We start from the raw sequence: 18,829 nt of genomic DNA, 5'->3' as shown, positions 1-18,829 counted from the left end.
TTTACATGAATCCTAATTCCAATTGAGCTTCTTCACTCATCATATCCTTTTCCCAAGGAGGGTCAAAGGTAATCTCGACCTTAGCCGAAGCTAAACCACTAATTCCAGCCACTTTCTCTTCCACATCTACAGGAAGGGATTCGGCCACTGGACAGTTAGGCGAAGTCAAGGTCATCATGATTTTGGCATTGGCCTGATCGTCGATCGAAATATCATAGATCAATCCCAATTCATAAATATCCACCGGAATCTCCGGATCATAACAGGTTTTTAAAACCTCAATGATGGTATTTTCAAGTTGTTTCTTATCCATGATCAAGCCATTGAATAGGCCAGCGCGTAGGCCTTTATCTTTTTTATCATCGACACCAATCCGTTGGACCGGGTGGGCGACAAATGCTCCTTTAAACCAATCTGATCCACGAAAAACAATTCGGCATCTACAATTTCCTGGGGAGTATGTCCCGAAAGCACACGGGTAACCATACTTACTATTCCCTTGGTAATGATGGCATCGCTATCGGCCTGAAAAGTGAGTTGATTTCCATCGAAATCAGCTGCTAACCAAACCTGACTCTGGCATCCTTTTACCAGATTCTCTTCCATTCGATTGGCTTCGTCAATCGGAGCCAAGTCTTTACCCAGATCAATGATGTACTCGTACTTTTCCATCCAATCTTCGAAAAGAGCAAACTCTTCGATCAATTCCTCTTGTGCTTCTTGTATGCTCAACTCTCTTTTATATTGATCTTTAACTCAACATTCTTTGTGCCCGTTTCAGCCCTTCTGCAAAACGATCTACTTCTTCAAAAGTATTGTAGAACGCAAAAGAAGCCCGAACGGTTCCAGGAATACCAAAGTACTGCATAATGGGCTCGGTACAATGATGTCCCGTACGCACAGCAATTCCCAACTTATCAAGAATAACACCTACATCGTAAGGGTGGACTCCGGTTAACAGAAAGGATAATACAGCTGCTTTGTGGGAAGCGGTTCCGTAGTAATCAATTCCGTCCATTTCGGAAAGATGACTAACAGCTCGCTGCAGCAACTGGTCTTCGTAAGAGGCTATTTCTTCGAGTCCCACCTTGTTCATGTATTCCAAAGCAGACTTCAACGCAATTCCTCCGGCAATGTGTGGGGTTCCCGCCTCAAACTTGAAAGGCAGTTCGTTCCACGTTGATTTTTCGAGGGTCACGGTTTTGATCATTTCTCCTCCACCTTGATAGGGAGGCATTTGATCCAACCATTTTTCTTTTCCGTAAAGCACGCCCACACCAGTAGGACCATAGGCCTTATGGGCAGAAAAAGCGTAAAAATCGCAATCCAACTGCTGTACATCTACTTTCATGTGAGGTACAGCCTGAGCCCCATCTAACAAAACAGGAACGTCACGTTCATGAGCCCATGCGATAATTTTTTCCACCGGATTTACCGTTCCCAAAGCATTGGAAACGTGACTTACGGCAACCAATCGGGTTTTGGAACTAAACAGTTCTTCCACCTTTTCAATATCCCACTCTCCGGTAGAAGTCATCGGAATCACCTTGAGAGTAGCTCCTTTATCTTCGCAGAGAATTTGCCAGGGCACCAAATTAGAGTGGTGTTCCAGAGCCGAAACGATGATCTCATCGCCTTCTTGAACAAAGGCTTTTCCAAAGCTGTAGGCCACCAAATTGATGCTTTCCGAAGTTCCCCGGGTAAACACAATCTCGTGACTATGCTCCGCATTCAAATGTTGTCTAACGGCTTCTCTTGAAAGCTCATATTTATCCGTAGCAGCTGCACTCAAGTGGTGCACACCCCGGTGAATATTGGCGTGTTCTTGCTCGTAGTAGTGCTTTAGAGTATCAATCACTACCTGGGGTTTCTGCGCCGAAGCGGCATTATCCAGGTAAATCAAGTCATGGCCATTAACCTGCTGATGAAGGGCAGGAAAATCCTCTCGGATTTTTTCTATGGGGAAGGCCATTGTTTCGTTCATCGGTTTAGTTCCTCTTCTTGTCTTTTTTCCAATACTTCCTGAACCTGAGCTTTGAAATCTCCAACGCTCATTCGGCCAATCACCTCGTATACAAAGGCCTCTACCAAAAGCTGCTTGGCTTTATCGGCAGGGATTCCTCTGGACTGCAAGTAGAATAAAGGTTCTTCATCCAATTGCCCGGTAGTGGATCCATGACTACAGCGTACATCGTCTGCATAAATTTCCAATTCGGGTTTTGAATTCACTCCAGCATCATCGGACAAGAGAATATTTTGATTGCTCTGAAATGCCTCAATTTTCTGGGCATCCTGACGCACCATTACTTTTCCATTGAATACGCCGGAAGAGCGATCGTTTAGTACGCCTTTATAATTCTCTTCCGAACGGCAATGTGGGTAGGCATGATCCACAAATGTGTGGTTATCCATATGTTCCTCACCTTTTGGCAGGTAAATACCGTTCATTACGGTTTCGCAATTTTCCCCACCGGAAAGAACATTGATGTTGTTTCGAATGAATGTTCCGTTAATGGACAAAGTATTCATCTCCAACCGACTATCTCTTTCTTGAGTCGCATCAATTTGGGTAATCAGGTAATTCTGCTCACCAGGCTGTTGCAATTGATTTACCGAACCGCTTGCATTGGCCTTCATTTCTCCGTCTACAACGAGGTTTGTCAAGCACAATGCACCGTTATTCTGACTGTATTCAAAAACAAAGTCAGCGTGCGAACCCTTTTCCCATAAAATGGAAATACGCGGTTGAGCCACTTTTTGCTGCCCCGAAGATTCCACCTTGATTTTGATGGCATGAGCCAATTGCAATCCAGCGGGAACTTTGATGGAAATTCCTGCAGTCATAGCCACAGCATTCAAAGCCAGGAAATAGTGATCTTCCAATTGCCCGATGCTTTGCCAGATCTGATTATGCTCTTCTACTTCGAGCTCAGAAAGGGTGAGTCCATTGTGTACCAGGCTTCCATTTCTGAAAACCAAGTCAAAAGCAACATCTTCCTGAGTAGCTTTTTCCTGATCGGAACGCTCCAGCTCAAGTTGCTTGATTTTAGAAACCCGAGAATACTTCCAATACTCCTCTCTGGAGCTCGGAAAACTTAATGAAGCCAAAGCCTGTTGGGCTTGATTGTGCCATTCAGACCCGGTCTCGGCGAACTGAAAAGCGCCTCCTTCGTGAAAGGCTGCTTTTTTCTTTGGTGTAACCGTTTCTGCCATAAACTTATCCGGCAACTGCCTCCGACTTTAACCAATCGTACCCTTTTTCTTCCAATTCCAAAGCCAATTCTTTGGTACCCGATTTTACGATCCGACCTTTGTACAATACGTGTACATAATCAGGTACGATGTAATCCAACAAACGCTGGTAGTGCGTAATAACCACAACGCCTTTGGAATCGTCCTTAATTTTATTCACTCCATTAGCCACAATGCGCAGCGCGTCGATATCAAGCCCAGAGTCAGTTTCATCCAACACGGCCAACTTGGGATCAAGCATTGCCATTTGGAAGATTTCATTTCTTTTCTTTTCTCCACCGGAGAATCCCTCGTTTACCGAGCGATTGGCCAGGTTTCCACTTAGCTCAACCAGTTCTTTCTTTTCCTTCACCAATTTCAGAAAATCCTTCGCAGCCATTTTTTCCTGGCCGTGGTAATTTCTGATTTCATTGATGGCCGTTTTCAAGAAGTTGATGTTACTCACTCCTGGAATTTCCACCGGGTATTGGAATGCAAGAAATACCCCTTCAGCTGCCCGCTCATGAGGTTCCAAGTCCAGGAGGTCTTTTCCTTCAAACAAAATAGAGCCACCTGTAACTTCATATTCTTCTCTTCCGGCAAGAACCGATGCCAGTGTACTTTTACCTGATCCATTCGGCCCCATAATGGCATGAACCTCTCCAGGCTTCACCTCCAGGTTCAATCCTTTCAGGATTTCCTTGCCATCAATTTCCGCTCGTAAGTCTTCAATCTTTAACATGCTGTATTCTTACTTTCCCGTTCCTTTAAAAAAATCGTCTTTGTCCCTGAATAGGACATTAAAAGTGGTTAGGCTTCCATAAATACGAGTAATGTATTGCTGCATCTGTACTTTTTCAGAATCAGCTAAAGTGGAGTTGCTATTGATTTGCTGCTCCAACACTCTCAAGCGATCGCGAACCATCACTATTTTATGAAAAAAGGTGTCGATTGGAATTTCTTTGGGTTTTAGGCTGGAATCTCCGGGTTGCAATACCAAGGTACCACCATCCCATTTTTCTCCCATTTCCACAGGCTCGAGCAGGCCATTGTGCTCTTCCAAAACCTGTTTCAAAAGGCCGGTCATATCGTTTAAGGTCAATTGAACTGGGGCACTGTTTTCGGAGGCTTCTTCATCCAAAATTTCGAATTCCTCTGTAAGTCGGCTAAACTCCAACTCGCCACCACGCTTAAACATAACGGTAAATGAACTCAAGCTACTGTGGCTTACAATTCCTTCTCCGTATCGATCGTGGTTTATTCTTGTGCCTGCTTTTACTTCCATGGTTTTGATTGTATTACCCTACAGAACCTTCGAGTGAAATGTCCAGCAATTTCTGCGCTTCCACAGCAAATTCCATAGGCAGTTGATTTAGTACTTCTTTGCAGTAACCATTTACGATTAGACTGATGGCTTTTTCCATTTCTATCCCCCGTTGCTGGCAATAGAAAAGTTGGTCTTCACCAATCTTCGAAGTGGTTGCCTCGTGCTCCACCCTGGCCGAGCTGTTGTGGGTCTCGATGTAGGGGAAGGTATGCGCTCCACAAGTACTTCCAATCAAGAGCGAATCGCATTGAGAGAAGTTTCGGGCTTGGGTTGCACTTTTATTTATTCTTACCTGTCCACGGTAGGAGTTGTTGCTTTTTCCGGCTGAAATACCCTTAGAGATAATAGTAGACTTGGTGTGTTTACCAATATGAATCATCTTGGTACCGGTATCCGCTTGCTGGTAGTTGTTGGTTACAGCCACACTATAGAATTCACCCACCGAGTAATCTCCTTTGAGAATACAACTCGGGTATTTCCAGGTAACCGCAGAACCTGTTTCCACCTGCGTCCAGGAAATTTTGGAATGCACACCTGCACACAAGCCACGCTTGGTAACGAAGTTGTAAATCCCACCTTTTCCTTCTTTATCACCTGGATACCAGTTTTGAACCGTCGAGTATTTCACCTCAGCATTATCCAGGGCCACAATTTCTACCACGGCGGCGTGCAATTGATTTTCATCCCGCATGGGTGCGGTACAACCTTCCAGATAGCTTACATAACTTCCTTCATCGGCCACGATCAAAGTCCGTTCAAATTGCCCTGTACCCGCCTCATTAATTCGGAAGTAGGTAGACAATTCCATAGGACAGCGAACGCCTTTGGGAATGTAGCAGAAAGATCCATCGGAAAATACGGCACTGTTGAGCGCTGCATAAAAATTGTCGGTCGTTGGAACTACCGAAGCCAGGTATTTTTTGATCAAATCAGGATGATCCTTAATGGCTTCTGAGAAAGAGCAGAAAATTACACCCAATTCGGCCAACTTCTCTTTAAAAGTCGTTTTGACCGAAACCGAGTCCATCACAACATCCACGGCTACACCGGTCAATCGTTTTTGCTCTTCGAGAGAAATCCCCAGTTTGTTGAAGGTCTCCAACAATTCCGGATCCACCTCATCCAAACTATCCAACTTCTTCTTTGGCTTTGGAGCCGAATAATAATGGATATCCTGGAAATCTATTTTTGGATAATGAACATGAGCCCATTCCGGTTCGGTCATCTTTTTGAACTGCTCAAACGCCTTCAATCGAAATTCAAGCATCCATTCCGGCTCTTCCTTTTTCTCGGAAATGAGTCGAATGACATCTTCATTTAATCCTTTGGGAATTTTATCAGATTCAATGTTGGTTACAAAACCATACTTGTAATCTGAGTTTATGTGTTCTTCTAGAATCTCATCTTGCCCCATAAGTGCCTACCCTTCTTACTTTTTAAATCGCGAAACTCTCACCACACCCACAGGTACGGTTTGCGTTTGGATTGTTAAAAGAAAATCCTTTACCGTTAAGCCCACTGGAATACTCCAGGGTTGTTCCTGCCAGGTAGAGAAAACTTTTCTTGTCCACCGCGATTTTAATACCTCTATCCTCAAAGATTTTGTCGTCTTCTTTCATTTCGGTATCAAAATTCATTTTATAGGTTAAGCCGGAGCACCCTCCGCCTTCTACACCTACCCGAATCAATGACCCTTGAGGTATCTTATCAGCCTCCATCAATCGGAGCACTTCGTTCTTTGCTTCTTCTGATACTTTTATCATATCAAACCTTTCAAAAGGCCACGCCTTTTCTGATTTGCAAATTTATTTAGAATTGTTCTAAATAAAAACTTTTCTTGAAATTTTATACCTAATAGTAGGTAGAAAATCTCCTTAGCTTTGGGTATAAATTCTCCCCTGATTTAGACAAAAGAGCGCCCAAAATGTTGGCCATTACGAGTGCAAAGGTAGTTCCCGGCCATAAAACACGTATTTATACGCTGGCATTTCCGAGATTTTTAACGGAATATAGCTTTACCATTATTACTAAGCTATTATGAAAAGGCTCATTCTACCCCTATTTTTTCTTGCCGGGATAGGCTTTTTCACCTCGTGTGAACGTTCCGCTGAAAAGGCTGTTAACAATCCTCCCAATGCAGATCCTATCGAAACCACGACTCCCGATACACTTTATGCCTTCGCACGACCATTAGATAATGCCAAGTTTCTGGACCACACTTGGGTCATGAATTACAATCCCAATTCAGTTTGCCCACCGGACACTTCAAACGGAAAAAAATATTGGTACTGCTGGGGTGTTTGTCACAAAACCGGCGATGCCGACCCTTCCTCCCGCCTATTAGGCTCACCAGAGGGGAATCTGGTTATGGCCATATGTATAACCACTCCCAATGATTCTACATCCAATGTGGATGCACATGGAGGAATCACGAGTTTCTACGCACACTACGGAGTATGTCATCAGGTGGCGAACCGCACATTGATGGCATCTGCAACCGATTCCACTCCACCTTTTACCGTTTCGGCAGCTAAGGGATATTGGTTATCTCACCTGCTTTATGGAACCTACGGTGGCAAATCTGCATCGGCATGGAATGACCGGGTCGCCAATTGTTCTGCGGAGTCAATTAATGTTGAGGCCAGGATGGCTGCCTACGACCAGGATTTTAGTCAAAACAAAATGAAGTCATTGCTCGGTGATGATTTCTCGGAAGAAAAAATGAACGGGTTTAATCGTGTAAGAGACAACATACGAAATCAAAAAGATGCTTTGGCCGAAGAAGTAATTGCCGGAAACATGAGCGTGCTGGAATTTGCAAACGCCGTAAACCAACTGGTCAACGACTCTTTACCTACCCTGGAAATGATACTTGGAAATGAATCCTTTAAAAACCTATACAACCTGGAATCGTCTGCACCCACAATGGTGATAGACACCGCATTGGCGGCCAGAGAAGATGCATTGCGTTAACCCCCTTAAACTAAACTGTTGTTAGTTAACCTTAAACTAAGTCGTGGCTTGAGGTCAGGAAAAAGGCTCGAAAATTTCGAGCCTTTTTTATTTTTCACCAGCTGGTAACCACGCGTTTTCCAAGTTTTTAACCCTTCTCGGAAGCCAGGATCAAACAACTCATTAGTTTTGCAAAAAATTTGGCGCTATGACGGATCCACAGGAAAATCGCACGGAGTTGGAAGAATTCGGGGAATTCGGATTGATTCAACACTTGACTAAGCCTATTAAACTGCACCACAAGGAAAGCATTAAAGGCGTAGGTGATGATGCCGCTGTGATTGACACAGGTAAGGAATTGACCTTGGTGAGTACAGACATGCTTACCGAAGGTGTGCATTTTGACTTAATGTATGTTCCGTTAAAACACTTGGGCTACAAAGCAGTAGCCGTGAATCTGTCGGACATCTACGCCATGAACGGAACCCCAAAACAAATTACCGTGTCCATTGCGGTGAGCAACCGTTTTTCTGTTGAAGCTCTGGAGGAATTATATAGTGGAATGCTCAAGGCCTGTGAGGCATACCAAGTGGATTTGATTGGTGGCGACACCACTTCTTCTCTTTCCGGGTTAACCATAAGCGTGACTGCCATGGGAACGGTTTCAAAAGAGAAAGTAACCTACCGCAATGGGGCTAAAGAAAATGAACTGGTTTGCGTAAGTGGTGATTTAGGCGCCGCCTATGTTGGCCTTCAATTGCTGGAACGCGAAAAACAGATTTTTAGCGACAATTCCCTGGTTCAACCCGACTTAGAGGGCAAGGACTATGTTTTGGAACGTCAACTAAAACCTGAGGCCCGTATTCAAGCCGTAAAGGTGCTCGACGATGTGGACATTCAGCCCACTGCTATGATTGATGTATCCGACGGTTTGGCGAGTGAACTCATTCACATTACTTCGCAATCCGGCAAAGGGGTTCAAATCTACGAAGACAAAATTCCTATTGATCCGGCTACGATTATGGCAGCTGAAGAATTGGGATTAGATCCAACCATGGCGGCTTTGAATGGCGGAGAGGACTATGAATTGCTTTTCACCATTAAGCCTGATGATTACGATAAGATCAAGGACATTGAAGGGCTTCATGTAATCGGACACATTACAGATGCTAACGCTGGTTGCCATTTGGTGACCAAAGCTGGAACGCTGGTATCTCTCAAAGCACAAGGCTGGAATGCCTTTGGCGAGCGAAACGAGGGTTAATTACTTTCCGAAGCATTTCGGGAGACATCCCGAAGATTGATGATAAATACGACGATTACCGTCACGATTATCGCAAAGAAGGAAATGAAGATCACCTGAAGCTTGGCCTTAACCGGTTTCAAGAAATCCTGATCGGAAACCGAGAAGATCAATCCATAACGGTCTGAGAATAGTTTAATCGGTTCGTAAACCGTTAACATCACATCCGGTTGTTTTAGCGAAGAGTGGAGCAATGAACCACCCTTGTGTTCCAAGAGTGAGTTTACGATTTTGGTCTGTTGATTGCGTTGAAGAATAAATTCCCCCAACTCCTTTTCACCCCGAGAGGCTTCCCGGAATCCCATATTTTCTGAAAAGATGATTTTGAAACCATGGTCACCAATGTACTGGTTGTCACTTTGCAGCTTGATGAGGTTAAACACATCAATAACAACGGCCAGGTAGATTCGATCCTTCGCATCTTCCTTGTACACCGGAATCATGGCTAAGGAGCGATTTCCTTCCAGGTGAATTACCTTGGTTTTATGCGTAAACTGAAGCGGAAATTGATTGTCAATCAAATTCCCAAACCCTTCGGCTACCGTTCCTTTGGAATCAATCCCTAAGTAATAATAGGAGCTATCATTGTAGATGTAGAGGGTATCAATAAAGTCGTTGTAGCGATTAACCAGCCGTTTTAAGCGGAAGCGAAGTTTGCTGGACGCCTCATCTTCCCCGGTAAACACCACTCCAAAATCATCCAATTCAGACAGAAAGGGAATTTCGGAACGGAACTCATCTACCTGACGGTGAGCCCCATCTATAGTTACTTGTAGCTGCCCTTTTAAGTACGTAGATCTTGCCTCAATTTGGTTGGTCAAAAGAGTACTGTAGAAAAAATAGCTGAGCACCAGCAACCCGATGATAAGCAACGGGAGTGCGAAAAAGGTTACAGGGCTCGTTTTGGCAAAATCCTTCAGCATGAGCGTTTCAATAAAAGGCTAAAGTAGCTCATTATTTGATATTGCCAAGCTCAATTAGGACGCCACAGCCACGGTTACCGCAAAAATTTCGATGTTTTGAACAGAACCCAGAGCAGTGGCACATTCGGCCAGCGTTGATCCAGTTGTAATCACATCATCAATCAACCAAACTTTCTTACCCTGTAGCTTGTCAGGGTGCTCTACCTGAAAGGAGGTGCTCATATTTTCAAACCGTTCGTAATGTCCTTTTTGGGTTTGCGAGGTGGTATGAACCGATCGAATCAAATTGCCTGTATGAATGGGTACATGAGTCACCTGGTTAATTCCCTGGGCCAGGAGCTCACTCTGATTATAGCCTCTTGTCTTTTCTTTTTTACGATGCAAGGGCACCGGTATTAAAAAATCAGGCGTGGGAAACCGAGGGCTATCCTTAAGCCCCTCTCCCATCCACTGCCCCAATTCAAGCCCCATACGTTGATTTCCTTCATACTTGAGCGAGTGAATTGCTTTTTGCAGAGAGGAATCCTTTTTAAAGTAGAAATAACTGGTGGCCGCCTTCACCGGAGCCTTTCCCCACAATAATTTTTCTACCGGATTATCCGAAAACCGGTCAAACTCCGTTAAAGGAATCTGAAAGCGGCATTTCAGGCATATTTGTTGCTTGATGTCGTTGATAGGTTCCTCACAACCTACACAGAGGTGTGGAAAGAACAGTGAAATAATTTCTTTCAGCATGTTTAAGGTTAAGGAGCTAGTTCAATACTTTTGTACAAACGCAGTCTAAAATATGGAAAATTCAGGTTCTGAAAATATGCAGCCCCCTTCGGGATCTTCAAACACTACCCAAAAAATCTTGATCGGATTGATCGTCCTTTCGCTCTTTGGAAACCTCTACCTCGGCTTTGCTCTGATGGAAGCCAAAGACCAGAATACGGCATTAAGCGGTCAGAATACGGAGCTCAATACGGAGAAGAACCAGGTAGAAGAAGAACTCTATGGAATGCTCGCCCAATACGACAGTTTAACCGTGGACAACGACAGCATCAAAGCTGAATTGGACATGGAAAAAGCCAAAGTGGAGGAATTGATCCAAAAGGTAAAGAACGGAAACTGGACGATTTACAAGCTCAAGAAGGAAACCGAAAGCCTTCGTAAGGTGATGAAAGGATTTGTCCATACAATTGATTCACTGAATACGGCAAACCAGGAGCTCATTGCTGAGAACCAACAAATTAAAACGGACCTGGGTGAGGAAAGACAGAGAAGTAAAGATCTGAGCGAAGAGAAAAAACGACTGGAGAGTAAAGTGAAAATCGGAGAGCAGCTGAATACGGTTTTCATGGAATCTTATGCGCAAAGGGTGAAAAGTAACACCATTCATAAACGCACGGACAAGGCCAGCAAAACAGATAAGATTAAAACCTGTTTTACCCTCAACGAAAATGAACTGACAAAGCCCGGAAAGATGATGGTATACGTCAGAATCGTATCTCCCGGAGGCCAGGTATTAACCTTGAGCGACGACAGGGACAACATGTTCGAATTTGAAGGAGTTAGAGGATTGTACAGTGTTAAAAAGGAAGTGCTCTACGAAAATAAGGAAGTGGATGTATGCCTCTACTGGGAAGTAGATGTCGAAAAAGAGCTTAAGCCTGGTAAGTACATCGTACATGCCTACGCCAAGGACTATGAAATTGGCGTAACCGAATTTACCCTTCGCTAATTTCGATTATGGCCAGCAGGACTACCGTACTCTTATCGATTACCCTTCTGATTTGGAGTGGATCCTTATTGGCCCAAAAGAAATCGCCGCTAAAGAAAAAGGAGCGCCAACTCATTGAGAGTGGCAATCCGAATGAACCCATGCGGCTTTGGTTAACCACAAATCCCAAAGATTCTGCCCTGCTTCGAAAAGTAGCTAAGCCCGTTAATCTGGAAAAGGACAGCAACCTAATCCATTACTTTCACAAACGTTTCTTGGTTACTGTAAAAGACCCCAAGAACATGGGCGTGGGCATCGCCGCCCCTCAGGTCGGTTTGAGCAGACAAATGATCTTGGTACAGCGCTTTGATCAGGAAGGGAGCCCTTTTGGCTTCTACCTGAATCCCAGAATTTTGGAATATTCTGATTCTACCCAGCTGGGTAAAGAAGGCTGCCTGAGCATTCCGAATCAAACGGGAATGGTGTTTCGAGCCCAGGAAATTGTGGTTGAGTACTTAGACTTAAGTGGCAAGAAACATATGGAATCGGTCGATGGATTTACCTCTGTGATTTTCCAGCATGAAATCGATCACCTCAACGGCATACTGTTTACCGATCACTTGAACTCGGAAAGGGAAAAGAAAATTGACCCGAAATCAGAATCCCGCTAGCTCAGGCTCCTTATCGGTAGCAAAGGGGATATTATCCAATTCAATTTTCATGGAATCCTTGTGGGCTTCAAATTGCTCTTTGTAGGCCTCTTTGATAGGCAAAGATGGGGGTAACTTTTCCCGACGGTGATCCACCTGTTTTCCATTTTTCCAAAAACGGAAGCACACATGAGGTCCAGTGGCCAATCCAGTGCTACCCACGTAACCAATTACATCACCCTGGCGAACGTATTTACCCTTTTTCATCCCTTTGGCAAACTTGCTCATGTGCAGGTATTGGGTCGTGTAGGTTCCATTGTGCTTAATCTTGACGTAATTGCCATTAAACTTTTTGTACCGGGCTTCGATCACAACGCCATCCCCTACCGCTAAAATCGGCGTTCCTGTAGGCGCTGCATAGTCAGTACCGCGGTGGGCCTTCCAGCGTTTTTGTACCGGGTGATAGCGGCGATTGGAATAGCCAGAACTAATTCGTCCAAACTTTAAGGGTGCTTTCAAAAAGGCCTTTCTCAAGCTCTTTCCATCCTGATCAAAGAAGGCCACCTGCCCATCCTGATCAAATGGAAATGCATAGAACGGTTCTTTGCGGTGCTGAAACAAGGCCGCTTCAATGTGTCCAACTCCCACACGGGTATCTTCCACGTATTTGTCGTAGTAAATAACCTTGAACTGGTCTCCTTTTTGAATGCGGTAAAAGTCAATACTCCAGGCATAGATTTCGCTCAACTCCATAGCTAAGGCCGGACTCGCCTTCACTTTCATTAGCGTTTCGTACAGGGAGGAATGAATGGTTCCAGCTACTTCTTTTCTAACCAAGTGTACATCTCGCTGCCCCTTGTAAACCCGCATGGAGTCTCTCAGGTCAAAAACAACGTAATCGATTGCATTCGCATCGTAGATAAAGTACTGGGCTTTGTCAATCGAATCCTGGCTACAGAGAATGGTGTAGGACTTTCCGCTGGCCAATTTACGAACATCATAAACCGGCTTAGCCCGTTTTACCAGGCGGTCAATTTCCGGCCATGGAATGTGGTGTTGCAAAAGAATGTGAGAAAGCATCTCATTCTTATTGATCACACCTCTAACCACTTTAAATGAATCCGTTTCAATGCCGTATTCAATATGAACAACAGGAGCTTCTTCTTCCACAGGCGGAAGGGAGCTATCAGCAATTTGATCATCGTCTTGACAAGCCGTACCCAGCAGCAGAGACGCAAAAGCAATCAGTAAAAGTTGAAAATACCTCAAATTCAATAATTTATGGTGGGATTTCTCAAAATTGGGGAATTAATTGGCCTTTTCTCTCCTTAAATACCCCTTGTTGTAAACAGGTTTTTGTTTATACCTGAGCCCGATTTTCCTGGCTTTTAGCTGGATAGAACCGTTGACCGGTGCAAAGAAACGGAAGTTTTCAGGAATTGGCCTGGATGGATACGATTTCTTCCCATTTTAGGTTTATTTAGCAGTACGGAACGCTTGCTAAGCCGATAGGTGACTCGAAATCGTTTGATCAAAATCGGTAAATTTGACAAGCTCAGAACGAAGCATTTAATAATGAAGCTGTTACTAACCATACTAAGCTTTTGCATAGCCACAGAATTGCAAGCTCAACGAATGGAGTTCAACATTTCGGGAGCGGGTAAAGACATTGGTAATTTTTTCATTGAGCGTTACATTTCTGAAGACAGCACCTACTTCTATTCCGAAAGCCTTGTCACCTTTGACGTTATCTTTTCGGAATACACCGTTAAATACATCAGTCAAGCTTTTTACCTAAGAGACACCTTGAATCACTGCAACGTAACGGTATTGGTCAACGGTAAATTCAAAAAATCGACAGATACTCAGAGAAAGGACGGTGGCTACAACGTAATCTTTACCGATGATAAGAAAAAGGAATCGCTACACACCTTCAAGCATCAAGGTTACTTAACCTCAAGTTCCTCTTTGTTTTATGACATTCCAAGTCAGGGAGACACCAGCTATGCTGAACTTTACGGCAATGGAGGAGTGATAGACTACACCAGTACCGGCCAATACAACGTGGAGAACCTGGATGGCTACAATCCGACGCATTATTTTATTTCCAATGGGCAGGTGCAAAAAAGAGTGGTAGAAAACCTGGTATTGGATTTCGTTATGACTTTAACCTCCGTCAAAGAATTACCCTCTAACACCGATTCGTCCAACTCAAAACCAATCCCAAAGACTTTCTGACTCTTCGGGGATCGGACGAGCCAATTTTGCTTTTAGATTTTGGTGTCCGGTAAGTTCCAGCTTGACGCTACCTACAAATATTTTTGCCTTAACAAGAATGGGAATTTTGTTCTCATCCGCACTCACCCATACTTCTACATCTTCATCGGAACGAAATACTCGCCCCTTTTGAACCACCGGTGAGAACTTGTAGCATTCAAACTCCCCCATTCCAATTTCCAGATTTTCCTTCCCTTCAAAACGAACGTAGAAGGGCCACATCTCATAATCCATAAAGGCATTGATGCGGTATAGATCACCTTTTTTGGCTTGGGTAAAATCGAGTGCTCGCAGGTAGTAAAACGACGACAGCATATCCTGAACATCTGCCGGAGTTTTGATGGTTCCTTTGCGCTGGGTATTGACTACGCTATCCTCGGGCACAAAATGGTAATCGCGATCGATGATGTAGCCGCCTTCATTGACCCGGCGAACAAACTTACGCGGTGCCAGGGTGCTCGTATCCAAATAAGTCTCGTAGCGATCCCGAACTTTATAAAACCACTCAAAAACACTCAAGGTTTTTCCAATTCCCACCATGTGGTAAACGGGATGACCATCGATTAGGGAATCTTCATTGGTGACCGTTAAGGTGGCTTCGCCCGCCTTAATCAACCCATAATGGCATAAATAGGTAACCGATTCACCTTTTTGAAAAGCTGTTGCCAATGGAACAGGCTGATCGTTGACCACTTTATCCTTTTCGAAATACCGCTCCTGATCGAATGAAACCAAAACAACCAGGAGAAGAATCCAACTACTCTTACTAATCCACTTCTTCATAGCTCCGGTTTTTTAAAGATAACGGAAGAGCTTAAAAAAGTGTGCCAAAATTCAGATCTTAATTTTTTTCGGGCAGGTAAACCCGCTTAACCCGCTTAGAAATACCGGTTAAAACCTCATAATGAATGGTGCCAAGAATCTTGGCCATGTCATAGACCTCTTGCTGAGAATTGAAAATAATCAACTCATCCCCAATCTCTGCGGCAACATCCGTAACATCTACCATGCACAAATCCATGCATATATCGCCCACAATAGGCACTTTCTTATCCTTCCAGTGAAGGCTCCAGTTTTCGTTGCCCAAGCGTCGGTTTAACCCATCTGCATAACCGACAAAAATGACAGCAATCTTAGAATCTCTTTGGGCTACCCAACTACGATTATAACTCACTGAGTCCCCTTTTTTCACCTCTTTTAGCTGAGTAATTCTGGTTTTCCAGGTATAGACATTCTGCAAATTGGCCTGATCCGACGAAATTCCATACAACCCTATACCCAAGCGAACTAATTCGTAGGCATGATTGGGAAATCGTTCAATTCCACCGCTATTGAGAATATGTCGTTTTGGAGCATAGCCCAAGGTTTGGGTTAATATGGAAGTAAGCCGTTCGAAAAGCTGAAATTGTTGTTGGGTAAAATCATCAAAGGCAGGTTTATCACTGGCCACCAAGTGCGACAATACCGTTTTAACCAGCATCGACTCGTTGTTCATCAAAAAGGAACACAACTGGTTTAAGTCTTTTTCTTCAAATCCAAGACGATGCATCCCTGTATCCAACTTAAGGTGGACCGGATAAGGTTTGTGATAGGATCGAAAAGCGGCCAATTCTTCTGAAAAAGCTTGTAAGGAGTCGAGATCATACAGCACCGGTTGAAGGCCATATTCAATCATTTGGGAATAACCATCTCGCTCAGGATTGAGAATGATAATCTCTTGAGTAATGCCAGCATCCTTGAGTTCCACCCCTTCATCCACACAAGCTACCGCCAGGTAGGCGACTTTTTCACCTTCAAACAGTTTGGCAATATGCTTAATACCAGCTCCATAGGCAAAGGCCTTAATCACCATTACAAAGGAAGTTTCAGGGCCTACCTGATTGCGGAAATGATCAAAGTTTTTGAGGATGGCCTTTAGGTCAATTTCGAGGACAGTTTGCCTGGTCTTATGCAAGGCGAGTTGCTTCACTCTTCCTCCTTTTGGTCTTCGCTCAAGGCTTCCATATAAGCCTCTCTCGAAAGTGGAATGTAATTCTCCTGGGCGCCCAATTCCACCAGACTTTCCCCTTCACTGGTGCGGTAAGAAAAGTTGGCCAACTTACCGGTACGCACACAAATCGCATGCACCTTGGTTACGTATTCTGCAATGGCCATCAAATGAGGCATGGGTCCAAATGGGCGACCTTGAAAGTCCATATCCAACCCTGCCACAATTACGCGAACACCGCTATTGGCCAATTGATTGCAAACTTGAGGAAGATTATCGTCAAAAAATTGAGCTTCATCAATTCCCACCACTTCCACATCATTTGCCAAAATGAGAATGTTGCCAGAAGAAGGGACAGGCGTTGAAGGAATGCTGTTTTCATCGTGAGAAACCACCTCCTCATCATCGTAGCGAGTATCTACAGCCGGCTTAAAAATTTCGACCTTTTGCTTGGCAAATTGGGCCCTTTTTAAACGGCGGATAAGCTCTTCCGTTTTTCCGGAAAACATAGATCCACAGATTACTTCGATCCAGCCAACTTTGTGCTCTTTGGTAATTTTGTCTTCAAGAAACATGTGGGGCAAAACTAATAAAAGGAGAAGGAGGGTTTCAATTTTAAAGTTCAAGTTAAATCATAAATTTTCCTTGCTCCCGATCTCGGCATCCTTCTTGTTAATAGAAAGAGGCAATATTTACGATGCTTTGTCATTTTATAAAATAAATTTGTTGCTACTTCATGAATTCAAGAGCGCTCGAACTGGCTAAAAAAATAGAACGACTTCAACGGGAGTTCTCCATGCTTCCCAAGTTGGAAGAACGTCACGACCTGCGCGAAATTGAAGAATACCAGCACTACATTCTGGAGCTGGAAGAAGCCTTAATCCTATTTCGCTATTTCGTAGAAAACCCGACTCTTGGAACGGCTATTCACAAATCGGTAGACCGTGAGGTGATGGATCGTGTGGTTCAGCATCAGGTGGCCGAGGAAATGAGTGAGGAAATTTTCTCCGACATGGCTCGGGATCAGAAAACCTCCACTCCTCCTGTTTTGGTAGATGATCCCGAAGAACCTGCTTTGGAATCAAGTTCTGAGGAAACGGTGATTGAATCAGAATCTGTGGAAGAACCGGAAGAGGTGATTATCGAAGTTTCGACGACTGAAGTGGAAGCTCATATCGAAATTGAGGAGGAGCCAGAGCCAGAAATTGAGCTTGAAGCCGAAGAAGTGTCGGAAGAACCGGTACAGGAAGCTGTTTCAGAAACCGCTGAAGAAGCTCCGGAAGAATTGACTGCCGAGTCTCGCGAAGAGATTATTGACGAGATATTGGCTGCTGAGCCTGAGATCTCTACTCAGCCTTCTATCAACGAATCTCAGCCCGAGGAAACAACCCTGGCTGACCGCTTGGCCAGAAGTCCGATTAAAGATTTACGCCAGGCCTTCGGATTGAATGAACGATTCTACTACGCCAACGAGCTCTTTAATGGAGACGGCGAAGAGTTTGTTCGGGCTTTAAACGAATTCAATCACCTGGAAAGTTATTCTGACGCCCAAAGGTTGATTGATGCCAAGTACCGTGCTCTCTACAAATGGGATGATGAGGACGAAGTAACCCAAGGGTTTCTCGAAATCATTGAAAGGAGGTACCTCTAGTGCTTACCCTGGTACCGACTCCCATCGGAAACCTGGAAGACATTACCCTGAGAGCCATTCGCTGCCTGAAGGAATGTGATGCTATCCTGGCAGAAGATACCCGGCAAACATCCAAGCTACTTCAACATCTCAGTATCAGTAAACCGCTGGTTGCTTTTCATGCGCACAATGAACACAAAGCCCTCCATCGGGTAACGGATCGATTGGCCGCTGGGGAGAATCTGGTCTTGGTGAGCGATGCAGGAACACCCGGAATTTCCGATCCTGGATTTCTTTTGGTTCGTGCCTGTGTGGAAATGGATTTGGAAGTTGAAACGCTACCTGGTCCAACTGCTTTTGTCCCTGCCCTTGTCAATAGCGGGTTGCCTTGCGATCGATTTGTATTCGAAGGGTTTCTACCTCAGAAAAAAGGACGGCAAAAAAGGATGCTGAGCCTGCAGGAAGAAACCCGCACCATGGTTTTCTACGAATCACCACATCGCTTGGTAAAAGCTTTGAACCAGTTCATCGAAATCTTTGGTTCGGAGCGTAAAGTATCTGTCTCTCGAGAGATCACCAAAATTCATGAAGAGACCGTTCGAGGCACCCTCCAAGAGGTACATGACTACTATAGCGAGAAGACTGTAAAAGGTGAAATCGTAGTGGTTTTGGCCGGCGTAGGATGAGCTAAATACCCTGTTTAGCAATCATTTCCGTAGTATTTTAGCTAAAAGCCCAGTTTGAATTTGTCAAATTACGATTTCCTTTAGCCTCTTTTTATTTCGGGTTTATAAATCACGTTGTTTTCATTTTTCGAAGGCAGTTACAAATAACTGATTAACAATAA

At 44.2% G+C, this 18,829-nt stretch carries 21 protein-coding genes; 7 read left to right on the top strand and 14 right to left on the bottom strand.

Annotated elements, in window-relative coordinates; all coding sequences use genetic code 11:
* Position 1: 1 nt before the first annotated feature.
* From KFE98_09120 to KFE98_09085, 8 genes are read right to left on the bottom strand one after another with little or no spacing between them, the layout of a single operon-like run.
* Positions 2-313 carry a DUF59 domain-containing protein gene (locus tag KFE98_09120; protein ID UTW64281.1) on the bottom strand — a complete coding sequence of 104 codons (312 nt, stop codon included), beginning with the start codon at positions 311-313 and terminating at the stop codon, positions 2-4.
* Positions 314-315: 2 nt separating this feature from the next.
* Positions 316-732, bottom strand: a complete 417-nt coding sequence (locus tag KFE98_09115) for a SufE family protein (GenBank protein UTW64280.1) — start codon at positions 730-732, stop codon at positions 316-318.
* Positions 733-751: 19 nt separating this feature from the next.
* Complete coding sequence (locus KFE98_09110; GenBank protein ID UTW64279.1) at positions 752-1,984, bottom strand: cysteine desulfurase; 1,233 nt, start codon at positions 1,982-1,984, stop codon at positions 752-754.
* Positions 1,981-3,228 carry a Fe-S cluster assembly protein SufD gene (sufD, locus tag KFE98_09105; protein ID UTW64278.1) on the bottom strand — a complete coding sequence of 416 codons (1,248 nt, stop codon included), beginning with the start codon at positions 3,226-3,228 and terminating at the stop codon, positions 1,981-1,983. The genes KFE98_09110 and sufD overlap by 4 nt, the downstream gene beginning before the upstream one ends.
* Positions 3,218-3,973, bottom strand: coding sequence for a Fe-S cluster assembly ATPase SufC (gene sufC, locus KFE98_09100; protein UTW64277.1), 756 nt, complete (start codon positions 3,971-3,973; stop codon positions 3,218-3,220). The genes sufD and sufC overlap by 11 nt, the downstream gene beginning before the upstream one ends.
* Before the next feature lie 9 nt (positions 3,974-3,982).
* Positions 3,983-4,516 (bottom strand): hypothetical protein, encoded by a 534-nt coding sequence (locus tag KFE98_09095; GenBank protein ID UTW64276.1) that lies wholly within the window; start codon positions 4,514-4,516, stop codon positions 3,983-3,985.
* A gap of 13 nt (positions 4,517-4,529) precedes the next feature.
* Positions 4,530-5,972: a Fe-S cluster assembly protein SufB gene (gene sufB / locus KFE98_09090; protein UTW64275.1), complete on the bottom strand. Its 1,443-nt coding sequence runs from the start codon at positions 5,970-5,972 to the stop codon at positions 4,530-4,532.
* A gap of 22 nt (positions 5,973-5,994) precedes the next feature.
* Positions 5,995-6,321 (bottom strand): iron-sulfur cluster assembly accessory protein, encoded by a 327-nt coding sequence (locus KFE98_09085; GenBank protein UTW64274.1) that lies wholly within the window; start codon positions 6,319-6,321, stop codon positions 5,995-5,997.
* A 274-nt stretch (positions 6,322-6,595) separates the two neighbouring features.
* On the opposite strand from KFE98_09085, the gene KFE98_09080 reads away from it, so the two are divergent.
* Both KFE98_09080 and thiL read left to right on the top strand, forming a co-directional pair.
* The gene (locus KFE98_09080) at positions 6,596-7,531 is read left to right on the top strand and encodes a hypothetical protein (GenBank protein ID UTW64273.1); all 936 of its coding nucleotides are present in this window, start codon (positions 6,596-6,598) and stop codon (positions 7,529-7,531) included.
* Between the two features lie 187 nt (positions 7,532-7,718).
* The gene (gene thiL, locus KFE98_09075) at positions 7,719-8,774 is read left to right on the top strand and encodes a thiamine-phosphate kinase (GenBank protein ID UTW64272.1); all 1,056 of its coding nucleotides are present in this window, start codon (positions 7,719-7,721) and stop codon (positions 8,772-8,774) included.
* On the opposite strand, the gene KFE98_09070 is transcribed toward thiL, so the two are convergent.
* Entirely contained in the window at positions 8,771-9,736 is a 966-nt protein-coding gene (locus tag KFE98_09070) for a hypothetical protein (GenBank protein UTW64271.1), read from the bottom strand. The genes thiL and KFE98_09070 overlap by 4 nt on opposite strands.
* Positions 9,737-9,790: 54 nt before the next feature.
* Positions 9,791-10,471: a ComF family protein gene (locus KFE98_09065; GenBank protein ID UTW64270.1), complete on the bottom strand. Its 681-nt coding sequence runs from the start codon at positions 10,469-10,471 to the stop codon at positions 9,791-9,793.
* A gap of 52 nt (positions 10,472-10,523) precedes the next feature.
* On the opposite strand from KFE98_09065, the gene KFE98_09060 reads away from it, so the two are divergent.
* Entirely contained in the window at positions 10,524-11,459 is a 936-nt protein-coding gene (locus tag KFE98_09060; GenBank protein ID UTW64269.1) for a hypothetical protein, read from the top strand.
* 8 nt (positions 11,460-11,467) lie between these two features.
* Positions 11,468-12,109, top strand: a complete 642-nt coding sequence (gene def / locus KFE98_09055; GenBank protein ID UTW64268.1) for a peptide deformylase — start codon at positions 11,468-11,470, stop codon at positions 12,107-12,109.
* Here the strand turns inward: def and KFE98_09050 are convergent.
* Positions 12,095-13,363 carry a peptidoglycan DD-metalloendopeptidase family protein gene (locus KFE98_09050; GenBank protein ID UTW64267.1) on the bottom strand — a complete coding sequence of 423 codons (1,269 nt, stop codon included), beginning with the start codon at positions 13,361-13,363 and terminating at the stop codon, positions 12,095-12,097. The genes def and KFE98_09050 overlap by 15 nt on opposite strands.
* 300 nt (positions 13,364-13,663) lie before the next feature.
* Between KFE98_09050 and KFE98_09045 the strand changes: the two genes are divergently transcribed.
* Positions 13,664-14,326 carry a hypothetical protein gene (locus tag KFE98_09045; protein UTW64266.1) on the top strand — a complete coding sequence of 221 codons (663 nt, stop codon included), beginning with the start codon at positions 13,664-13,666 and terminating at the stop codon, positions 14,324-14,326.
* On the opposite strand, the gene KFE98_09040 is transcribed toward KFE98_09045, so the two are convergent.
* Genes KFE98_09040 through KFE98_09030 form a run of 3 tightly spaced genes read right to left on the bottom strand, consistent with a single transcriptional unit; the run spans position 14,300 to position 16,927 of the window.
* Positions 14,300-15,148, bottom strand: coding sequence for a DUF3108 domain-containing protein (locus KFE98_09040; protein ID UTW64265.1), 849 nt, complete (start codon positions 15,146-15,148; stop codon positions 14,300-14,302). The two genes, KFE98_09045 and KFE98_09040, sit on opposite strands and share 27 nt — an antisense overlap.
* A 58-nt stretch (positions 15,149-15,206) precedes the next feature.
* A complete protein-coding gene (alr, locus tag KFE98_09035) occupies positions 15,207-16,334 on the bottom strand; it encodes an alanine racemase (protein ID UTW64264.1) in 1,128 nt (375 codons plus the stop codon).
* Positions 16,331-16,927 carry a thymidine kinase gene (locus KFE98_09030; GenBank protein UTW64263.1) on the bottom strand — a complete coding sequence of 199 codons (597 nt, stop codon included), beginning with the start codon at positions 16,925-16,927 and terminating at the stop codon, positions 16,331-16,333. The genes alr and KFE98_09030 overlap by 4 nt, the downstream gene beginning before the upstream one ends.
* 161 nt (positions 16,928-17,088) lie before the next feature.
* On the opposite strand from KFE98_09030, the gene KFE98_09025 reads away from it, so the two are divergent.
* Together KFE98_09025 and rsmI are read left to right on the top strand one after the other, a co-directional pair.
* Positions 17,089-18,003, top strand: coding sequence for a hypothetical protein (locus KFE98_09025; GenBank protein UTW64262.1), 915 nt, complete (start codon positions 17,089-17,091; stop codon positions 18,001-18,003).
* Positions 18,003-18,668 carry a 16S rRNA (cytidine(1402)-2'-O)-methyltransferase gene (gene rsmI / locus KFE98_09020; GenBank protein ID UTW64261.1) on the top strand — a complete coding sequence of 222 codons (666 nt, stop codon included), beginning with the start codon at positions 18,003-18,005 and terminating at the stop codon, positions 18,666-18,668. The genes KFE98_09025 and rsmI overlap by 1 nt, the downstream gene beginning before the upstream one ends.
* Positions 18,669-18,829: the final 161 nt, after the last annotated feature.

The organism is bacterium SCSIO 12741, from assembly GCA_024398055.1.
Taxonomy (GTDB): Bacteria; Bacteroidota; Bacteroidia; order Flavobacteriales_G; family Salibacteraceae; genus SCSIO-12741.
This window is presented reverse-complemented; position numbering and strand designations above follow the sequence as displayed.